This is a genomic window from Mycobacterium sp. E3305, from assembly GCF_001666785.1.
Taxonomy (GTDB): Bacteria; Actinomycetota; Actinomycetes; order Mycobacteriales; family Mycobacteriaceae; genus Mycobacterium.
Window position 1 is genome coordinate 1 of record NZ_LZJA01000237.1, and the last position, 4,131, is coordinate 4,131.

Here is a 4,131-nt window from a genome sequence, read left to right on the forward strand (position 1 = left end):
GGGGCGCCGGCGCGCGTTCGGGCATGCTTGCCGTATGCACCTCGTCAACGGCGTCCGCGACCCCGCGGCAAGTTTTCCCCTCGACACCGTCACCGATGATGCGGCCGAGCGTCGGCAGGCCAACCGGGCCGTCGCCGTCAGCGCGATCGGACTGGCGCTGACCGGGCTCGTCGAATTGGCGATCGCGCTGCTGTCCGGCTCGGTGGCGTTGCTCGGGGACGCGTTGCACAATCTGTCGGACGTCTCCACCAGCGCGCTGGTGTTCGTCGGGTTCCGGGCGTCACGCAAAGTTCCCACCGAGCGCTATCCCTACGGCTACGAGCGCGCCGAAGATCTCGCCGGAATCGGTGTCGCACTGGTGATCTGGGGCAGCGCCGCCGTGGCCGCCTTCGAAAGCGTCAACAAGCTGCTCCGGCACGGCGGCACCGGATACGTGGGCTGGGGCATCGCGGCGGCGCTGGTCGGAATCGTCGGCAACCAGCTGGTGGCCCGCTATAAGTTGGTGGTGGGCAAGCGGATTCGTTCGGCAACCATGGTGGCCGACGCCAAACACTCCTGGCTGGACGCGTTGTCGTCCGCGGGGGCGATGCTCGGGCTGATCGGCGTGGCGCTCGGCTGGGGATGGGCCGACGCGGTGGCCGGGATCGTCGTCACGGGGTTCATCTGCCACGTCGGCTGGGAGGTGACCTCGGAGATCGCTCACCGCCTGCTCGACGGCGTCGACCCCGAAATCATCACCACCGCCGAGGCCGTCGCCGCCACGGTGCCGGGCGTCACGCACGCCCACGCCCGGGCCCGATGGACCGGGCGGACGTTGCGGGTGGAAGTGGAAGGCTTTCTCGACCCGGACACCCCGTTGGCGGCCGCCGATCGAATCGGGCGCCTCGTCGCCGCCGCGCTCGCGCCGCGGATCCCCGAGATGCACAACTTCACATGGACGGCGCGAGCCGCGTAGCGCGCACCCACGCGCTCCAGGCGGTCAGTTGCCGGGAACACCGTCCGGCTTCGGGCCGCGGTCCTCGCCGGTGACGTACTTCGGGCAGTAGTGGGCCGCCGCGAGGTACGTGAACTTGGCCGCGCTGGCCCCCTGGAACGCCGGGTTCTGGTTGCGCAGCTGGGTCACGATCTCCGCGGTGGACTGGCCGTCGTCGAGCAGGTCGCACACCGACTTGCCGATCGTGACGGCGTTGCCGCCGTCCTGGTAGGTGAGGCCGGCGTCGCGCAGGTCGGTCAGAAAGTCCTGATCGTTGTTCACATCGGCGTACGTGGGCGCCGCCAGGCCGATCGCGGCGGCCACGCCGGCCAGAACCAGTAGAAATCGCATAACGCAGCGATTCTCGCAGACCTGCCGGCGAATGGCACCTCGCCGGGGAAACGGCGGGTGAACTCTGGCGGCCGGTTAGGCCGCCGGCGCGCGAGAGGGTCGCAGCGCCGGGCGGTGCAGCGTCAACGACTCGGGCAGCGCGCCGACCTGCCGGCGCTCCGCGCGCTCCCAGATGTCGCCGTCCAGGACGCCGGGCAGGCCGGCCTCGCTGGCGATGAACACCGGCGCCTCGCCTTGCGCGAACTGCCGGTGGTAATCCTTGAGGGCCGCGAACGCCCACTTGCCCAGCAGGCAGATGGTGAGCAGGTTCGCGATGGCCATCACCGCCATGGTCAAGTCGGCGAGCGCCCACACCAGGGTCAGCTTGGCCAGCGCCCCGAAGATGATGGACGCCAGGGTGACCGCCTTCAGAACGTTGGCCGCCAAACGACGTCCGCCCAGGTAGAACAGATTGGCCTCGGCGACCACGTAGTTGCTCAGCACCGATGCGAACGCGAAGACGAACACCACCGAGGTCATCAAGACCGTGGTCCACGACCCGAGATCCGCGGCGATCGCGGATTCGGTCAGGCTGGCCCCGGCGAGCGAGCCCAGGCGAGAGGGATTGTAGGTTTCCGGACCGGACAGCAGCACGATGAACGCCGTCGCCGTGCAGATCACCATCGTGTCGACGAACACCGCGAGCGACTGAATCAGGCCCTGCTCCACCGGATGTGCCACGGTCGCGGCGCCGGCGATGTTGGGCGAACTGCCCATCCCCGCCTCGCAGGCGAACAGGCCCCGCTTGACGCCGGTGAACATCGCGGCGAGCGCTCCGCCCGCGAAACCGCCTGCCATTTGGCGGATTCCGAACGCACCGCCGATGATCTCCCTGATCACCGTCGGCAGCTCGGTGATGTTGACGGCCACGATCCCCAGCGCGAGCAACGTGTACACCAGCGCCACCACCGGAAGGACCGATCCGGCGAATTGGGCGACGCGCCGCACGCCACCGAAAAGCACGGGCGCCGCCAGCACCGCCAAAACGACAGTGGTCCAACCGACCCCGATGCCGTGCGACGACTGCAACACCCCGCTGATCGCGTTCGTCTCCACCATGTTGAACGCTGTGGAGAACGTGACCACCAGCAGCATGGCGAAGATGACGCCGCCCGCGCGTGACCGCAGGCCCCGTTGTATGTAGAACGCGGGACCGCCGCGGAAGGCTCCGTCGTCCGAGCGGACCTTGAAGATCTGGGCCAGGGTGGCCTCGATCACCGCGGTGGCCATGCCGACCGCGGCCACCACCCACATCCAGAAGACGGCGCCGGGCCCCCCGACCGTCAGGGCGATTGCGACGCCGGCGATGTTCCCGGTACCCACGCGCGACGCGAGGCCCACGCAGAACGCCTGGAACGACGAGATCCCACCGTCCTGGCGATGGGCCCTACGAAGCTGGCGAAGCATGCGCCCGAAGTAGCGGACCTGAATGAATCGGGTGCGCACGGTGAAATAGATGCCGCCGCCGATCAGCAAATAGATCAGGACATGCGTATTGAGGATGTTGCTAAGGGGCTCGACCAACTGCTGCTGAAGGAAGTCCAAGCCCATGCTTCCTTTCGGCTACGACCACTGTCCGTCGCCGAAATGGTATGGGCGAATTGTTGATTACAGGTTTCGTTAACCTGCCGTCAATGGTCGGCCGTGTAACAACCGCATCACATTCGTCGTAACGGCCCACCGCCGCTACCGCTAGGAGGCGGCGTCGGGCTTCGAGAGCGCTTGGGGGCAATACGAGTTGGCGGCGATTGCCGCAAACCGGGTGGCGTCGTCCCCCTGCAGCCCACGATTGAGCATTTGGAGCATCCGGACGACGTCGGTCAGGTTCGAGCCCTCGCTGACCAGCTTGCACACCGACTTGCCGGAGGTGATCGCCTGCTCGGGATCCGAATAGGTCAGGCCGGCCGCGTGAACGGTCGCCAGGAAGGTGTCGTCACTGCCGTCGGCGTGCGCCGGGCCGGCCAGACCGATCGCGGCCGCAAGGCCGAGCGACATCAGAAATAGCCTCACGGCTCACTGATCGTTCCAGAGCTACGGCCGCCCCGCATCTCGTGGCGCGAATCGGCCGGTTACGAGCTGGCGGTCGTGGTCGTCGGGCTGGACGACGAGAGCGCGTCCGGGCAGTAGGCGTTGGCCGCTATCGCGGTGAACTTTGCGGCCTTGTCGGCGCTCAATGCGCTGTCGCCCTTTTGCACCGCCGTCGCGATGTCAGCGATCGCGGTGCCGCCACTGGCCGCCGAGCACACGTAGTGGGCCGCCTGTATGGCCTGTCCCGGGTCCGTATAGGTGAATCCGGCCGCATCCAGCGATGCGAGAAACGCACCGTCGGTGTCGTCGGCGTATGCCGGCGCGGCCAGGCCGATCATGACAGCAACGCTGGAAATCGTCAGAACAAGCTTCATAAATTTGAAATCGTTCCAGACCTGCGCGGAGTACGCGGATGACGAAACAATAATTAACAATCGTCAACCCCGGGTTGACATCTCCAAGCGCGTCAACCTATCGTTGACGGCATGGCCGACCCGACCCGCATCGCCTACCCCGTCCGGCTCGACGAGCTGATCAATGCCATCAAATCGGTGCACACCGACGCGCTCGATCAGCTGGCCGACGCGGTGCTGGCGGCCGAGCACCTGGGCGAGGTCGCCGACCACCTGATCGGGCACTTCGTGGATCAAGCCCGGCGGTCCGGGGCGTCGTGGACCGACATCGGCAAGAGCATGGGCGTCACCAAACAAGCGGCCCAGAAGCGGTTCGTGCCGCGCGCC

The 4,131-nt window shown here is 67.2% G+C and carries 5 protein-coding genes and 1 pseudogene; 2 read left to right on the forward strand and 4 right to left on the reverse strand.

Features of this window, described 5'->3' with window-relative positions; translation table 11 throughout:
- The first annotated feature begins 34 nt into the window (after positions 1 to 34).
- Positions 35 to 955 (forward strand): cation diffusion facilitator family transporter, encoded by a 921-nt coding sequence (locus A5701_RS22090; RefSeq protein ID WP_067758904.1) that lies wholly within the window; start codon positions 35 to 37, stop codon positions 953 to 955.
- Positions 956 to 979: 24 nt separating this feature from the next.
- On the opposite strand, the gene A5701_RS22095 is transcribed toward A5701_RS22090, so the two are convergent.
- The 4 genes from A5701_RS22095 to A5701_RS22110 all read right to left on the reverse strand — a co-directional run bounded on the left by A5701_RS22095 (position 980) and on the right by A5701_RS22110 (position 3,765).
- Positions 980 to 1,324 carry a DUF732 domain-containing protein gene (locus A5701_RS22095; RefSeq protein WP_067758907.1) on the reverse strand — a complete coding sequence of 115 codons (345 nt, stop codon included), beginning with the start codon at positions 1,322 to 1,324 and terminating at the stop codon, positions 980 to 982.
- A gap of 75 nt (positions 1,325 to 1,399) precedes the next feature.
- The gene (locus tag A5701_RS22100; RefSeq protein ID WP_067758916.1) at positions 1,400 to 2,908 is read right to left on the reverse strand and encodes a sodium:alanine symporter family protein; all 1,509 of its coding nucleotides are present in this window, start codon (positions 2,906 to 2,908) and stop codon (positions 1,400 to 1,402) included.
- A gap of 147 nt (positions 2,909 to 3,055) precedes the next feature.
- The gene (locus tag A5701_RS22105; protein WP_082950111.1) at positions 3,056 to 3,358 is read right to left on the reverse strand and encodes a DUF732 domain-containing protein; all 303 of its coding nucleotides are present in this window, start codon (positions 3,356 to 3,358) and stop codon (positions 3,056 to 3,058) included.
- Between the two features lie 74 nt (positions 3,359 to 3,432).
- Positions 3,433 to 3,765, reverse strand: coding sequence for a DUF732 domain-containing protein (locus A5701_RS22110; RefSeq protein WP_067758913.1), 333 nt, complete (start codon positions 3,763 to 3,765; stop codon positions 3,433 to 3,435).
- A 111-nt stretch (positions 3,766 to 3,876) separates the two neighbouring features.
- Here A5701_RS22110 and A5701_RS22115 point away from each other — a divergent pair.
- Positions 3,877 to 4,131: pseudogene (locus tag A5701_RS22115) on the forward strand (ATP-dependent Clp protease ATP-binding subunit); the annotation flags it as partial.